The following is a 4,303-nucleotide window of genomic DNA, read 5'->3' as shown; positions in this document are numbered from 1 at the left end:
TGGTTCATATCACAACGCCTTATTCACAGGACAGGGGCATGACGGATGACCTGGTCGCCTCATCGGACGAACCCGTTCAGGTATTGTTTATAGTATCATACATGGAACGTGGGAGTCAAACGGAGGGGGCAGGGGGAGAGTACGAAAGTGATAGCGTGGTAGGGGACATTGACGAAAAGTACTACTTTACAAAGACGAGGGGTAATGAGAAGAAACAGGGACCAGAATTGTGGCCTGGGCCTTAATGAGTAATCATGTTCATATTCTTCTTAAACAAAAAGCATGGTGAGAAATAACGTCCTCAAGAATGATTATGGTAAGGCTTTTGCTGTGCAGGAGACCGATTCTTATCCTGGAGTTTTCTTATAAAATGCCGAAGGCTTTTCCCATCTGAATGAGGGAAGTTATATTTATGGCAGAAATCCAGGTAATATGGCAACATTTTGTGTAAAAGACATGAACGCTATACGGAACCTCACTGTTCCGTAAATACGCCTCAAATTGTGTCTGCAATGCTGAAGGGATTTTGAGCATTCGGAGTTATCCAGAGGCGTTATAACATTACAAGTAGCATGATACACAGAAAGGAAGTAAACGTTTAGAAAAAGCTTGTCAAGAACATTTTGGATAGAATATAAGCATATATCACGACGTGGAGGTCGAGAACCCAGTGATCGACCACACGGCTGAGAGTGTTTTGCCGTGTGGAGACCCACGAAGCACCTTCCAGCTCGTGAAGATATACAGAAACGGCAGAATAACTTGTTGGTGCGCCAATAGAAAAGAGATACACAAGAAAGGGAGGATCGAGATGACTGTGAAGCTCGCATCAAAAGCAGAAACCGAAGCACAGAAGGCCGAGAGATTGCCGGCTTTTGGAGGGATCAACGTCCTTCACATCAAGCGGCAACTCAGCGAACTTCTGCTTCTGATCGGGCGGGACGGAGTCTTTGACGAGTATACCCGCCATGATATCGGGCACGTAGATAAGATGCTTGATATGCTCGATTGGCTAATTCCAGAGTCTACGAAGAGCGTCATGAGCTGTGCCGACTGGCTTCTCACGGTTCTGGGTATCTACTTCCATGACTTGGGTATGTTGGTATCGAGGCAGGAGTTCTCTGCAAGAGAAGCTTCCGAATTTCCACTATTCCGCGATAGTGTCCTCTTCGCGGGTGAACAGGGCGAGGACTATCGCCACAAGATTGCTGACCTCCCTGCAGAGCAACAAGACAGATTCCTATATCAGGAATTTGTCCGGCAGAATCACGCTGAGAGAATTCGTTTGTGGATCTCAGGCGTGGGTTGCACACGTCTTGGAGTCAGCGAGCAGACCGCCATCGAGGTGGATAAATTGCTCACCCCTCTCGGCGATCAATTCCGCAGAGACTTAGGATTCGTGGCGGAGAGTCACCATCTCGATGATCTTGACAACCTTACAAAATACCGTGTCTCGCAACCATACGGTGATAGTGACGCCGAAACAGGGAATCTCCAGTATGCGGCTGTTCTTCTCCGAGCGGCCGACCTTCTTCACATAACAGCCGACCGTACTCCTCCTATTGCCTTCCGGTTGATCAACCCGACCGATCCGCTGAGTCAGCAGGAGTGGGCCAAACAGATGGCCGTTACGCGTGTTCGCTCCAAATTGGGCACCAACGCCGATGGCGAACCTGACCCAAAAGCTCCCCGCGACACGATCGAGATACATGCCTTTTTCAAGAAAGAAGATGGCTTTTTGGGACTTACGGCTTACTTGGGCTATGCCGCCCGCGCAGCTGGCTAAATGCTGCAACTGGATCTCGGCAACACACAGAAGGAATCTGGCTACACACGAATTCCCCTGGTCAAAAGTTGATGACTCAAACATCGAGACAGAAGGATTTATACGTGATGCCTTTGAGTTCACGATCGACCAAGCGAAGGTCCTCGATCTTCTAACTGGCCAAACGCTTTACAATGATTCATCGGTCGTACTCCGAGAGCTCGTACAGAACTCGTTGGACGCTATCAAATTAAGGCTCTATGATCATCCCAATTCAGCCCCTGGGGAAGTGCGGATTACTTGGGATAGCTCGAACCGAGTCCTTACCGTGACCGACAATGGTACGGGCATGACTCAGGAAACTATTCGCAATCATCTGCTTCGCGTTGGTGCTTCCCTGTATCAAGATCAGGAGTTCAAGAAATCGCATCCTGATTTTTCTGGGATTAGTCGGTTCGGAATCGGCGTACTCTCTGCATTCATGATCGCAGACTCTGTGGAAGTCATCACCTGCCATGAGGCGGAAACAAGTGCGAGAAGACTGGCCCTTCGCTCTGTCCACGGTAAGTACCTGATCCGAGTACTTGACAAACACACGGAACCAGCCGCCTCGCTCGCACCCCATGGTACCATGATAAGGCTGAAGGTGCGGCAAAGTGTCAAAATGCCTGATGTCGTCAGGACGGCTAAGCGCTGGATCGTTTTGCCGAACTGCAAGGTGACACTGGCCATCGACAACGGCGAACCCATCGCAATCGGCTTCAGTAGCCCCAAGGAGGTTCTGATTGACTGCCTCAGGTCCTGCGGCTACGAAGTCGTCAATGATATTGAGACTCAACCCGAGTCAGCCTCGGGAAAGAACCCCGTCTGCGTTGTGCAACACAACGTAGGCTGCGTCACGATAGCATACGGCGTCCGATGGTCTCCGTATTTTCACGAGTGGTCTTTTCTCGCTGATCGCGTTGTAAAGAGATCAGAATGGTCACCCATCGGAACATGTGTTGAAGGTATTCGTGTGGATACCAACACGCCTGGCTTCCGTGGCACCGGAATTTTCGCTCTTGCGAATGCTACCGGGGAGAACGCACCGAAGACGAATGTGGCTCGGTCAGGTCTCGAATCTGGACCGCAACTTGATGCTCTGCTACGTGCCGTGTATCGCGCCTACGGCAAACACGCTGAGATCGAGATTGACAATCTGACCAAGTCAAGGGGCCACTCACTTACATGGGCAGTTCAGGAAGCGCAGTACCTCCTCACGGAGCTATTAGAACCAGGGCTAGGGAACCGCCCGTCCGACTCGGAAATCATAAGCAGAGACATCCTGGTTGATACCCTTCGAGAGCTTCCAATCATTCTGACAGAGTCCTCTTCAGGTCGTGCGGCTGCATCAGTACGATGTGTTCTGGACTATAGAGTGTCCCCTTTTTGCATCGGCCGAGAACTTAATCAGGGAGACTCCCGCGAACGCTTCAATTCGCGCAGTAGCCAAGGCGCTCGGCGCGAATGTCGAGTTCCCGACGGAGACACTTCTTTGTGCCTCAACGCAGATATCAATGGTCAACCCTCTGGCTTTCTACAATAGAGAGATATCGCAGATTGTTCTACGTCGCGAACAGCGGCGCCTTGATTTTGCCTGGAAAAACATATCTGATCCACCACGTTGGCTGACGCTGCCACTTGAATGGGAACGTGCCTTAGCGCATCTTATCGAGACGGATGCTGACTGGACACGTGGAAGACATCGCATATCCAAACGGGTCATCTCCTTTGTCGATCATGGCGTAGCGCAGACTGGTGTCGGTAGCACTGTGGCCATCGTGCATGGCAGAACGATTCTAGTTGTAGGTGATACACCTGCGATTCGGCTAATCAAGGCTCACTTTCAGGCGGAGTTGAGAAAAGGCGGATTTGAGTCGCGCATACCTCCGCTTGTTGGTCTTTTATATGTTTGCGGCATATTGTTAGATGGATACTTCGTGTTAGAGAATGCCGAGCAGCTTGTTAGAAGGGCCATCTCCACCGCCATGGACTTGCTGGCGGCACGAGGAGGTGCTGAGAAGGAATGGCAAACAGTGCTGGGCGACAAGGATCTGTATCCAACGCTGACCCAGAGCGATTGGTCGATATTTGATCCGTCAGAGTGGACGAGGCGTGGTTAAAGGTGAATTCAAGTTGTAAGTGCAGAACGTGCATAGAATAGACAAAAAGAGGCAATCTCCGAAGCCGAAAGCCTGATTCAGAAATCGGAGACGCTCATCGGTTTATAAGTTTAGCCAGCTCTTCGCCTCGTTTTACCGCTTGGCCCCTTGATCTCTTCTACCGGTCAGATCGCTCTGCGATCCAAACTGCGGTACTGGATAGCCTCGGAGATATGAGCAGATTTGACGGACGCCTCCCCTTCGATATCTGCAATAGTGCGGGCAATCTTTAATATGCGGCTTTATGCTCGGGCTGAATATGTCTCTTGAACCACTTCTGCTATCAGAGTGGCAATTAAATCATCGTCTTCCCGGAGATTGTAAATGCCACTGTGGG

The 4,303-nt window shown here is 50.5% G+C and carries 4 protein-coding genes and 1 pseudogene; 4 read left to right on the top strand and 1 reads right to left on the bottom strand.

The features are described 5' to 3' along the window. From PHV74_15125 to PHV74_15110, 4 genes are all read left to right on the top strand, one after another. On the top strand, positions 1–245 hold a 245-nt coding region (locus tag PHV74_15125; GenBank protein ID MDD5095685.1), incomplete at its 5' end, for a hypothetical protein. Between the two features lie 566 nt (positions 246–811). Further along, the gene (locus PHV74_15120) at positions 812–1,786 is read left to right on the top strand and encodes a hypothetical protein (GenBank protein ID MDD5095684.1); all 975 of its coding nucleotides are present in this window, start codon (positions 812–814) and stop codon (positions 1,784–1,786) included. Continuing rightward, positions 1,764–3,350, top strand: a complete 1,587-nt coding sequence (locus PHV74_15115; protein MDD5095683.1) for an ATP-binding protein — start codon at positions 1,764–1,766, stop codon at positions 3,348–3,350. Before PHV74_15120 ends, PHV74_15115 begins: the two co-directional genes overlap by 23 nt. After that, on the top strand, positions 3,322–3,927 hold the full coding sequence (locus PHV74_15110; protein MDD5095682.1) for a hypothetical protein: 606 nt from the start codon (positions 3,322–3,324) through the stop codon (positions 3,925–3,927). The genes PHV74_15115 and PHV74_15110 overlap by 29 nt, the downstream gene beginning before the upstream one ends. A gap of 164 nt (positions 3,928–4,091) precedes the next feature. Here PHV74_15110 and PHV74_15105 read toward each other — a convergent pair. Further along, positions 4,092–4,223, bottom strand: a pseudogene (locus PHV74_15105) (ATP-binding protein). Between the last annotated feature and the right edge of the window lie 80 nt (positions 4,224–4,303).

It is taken from the genome of Dehalococcoidia bacterium, assembly GCA_028711995.1.
Taxonomy (GTDB): domain Bacteria; phylum Chloroflexota; class Dehalococcoidia; order SZUA-161; family SpSt-899; genus JAQTRE01.
This window is presented reverse-complemented; position numbering and strand designations above follow the sequence as displayed.

What these genes read in the sequence shown, in the direction of transcription:
- PHV74_15120 (MDD5095684.1), top strand. Translation starts at nt 812, where the DNA reads ATGACTGTGAAGCTCGCATCAAAAGCAGAAACCGAAGCACAGAAGGCC.
- PHV74_15110 (MDD5095682.1), top strand. Translation starts at nt 3,322, where the DNA reads ATGGTCAACCCTCTGGCTTTCTACAATAGAGAGATATCGCAGATTGTT.
- PHV74_15115 (MDD5095683.1), top strand. Translation starts at nt 1,764, where the DNA reads ATGCCGCCCGCGCAGCTGGCTAAATGCTGCAACTGGATCTCGGCAACA.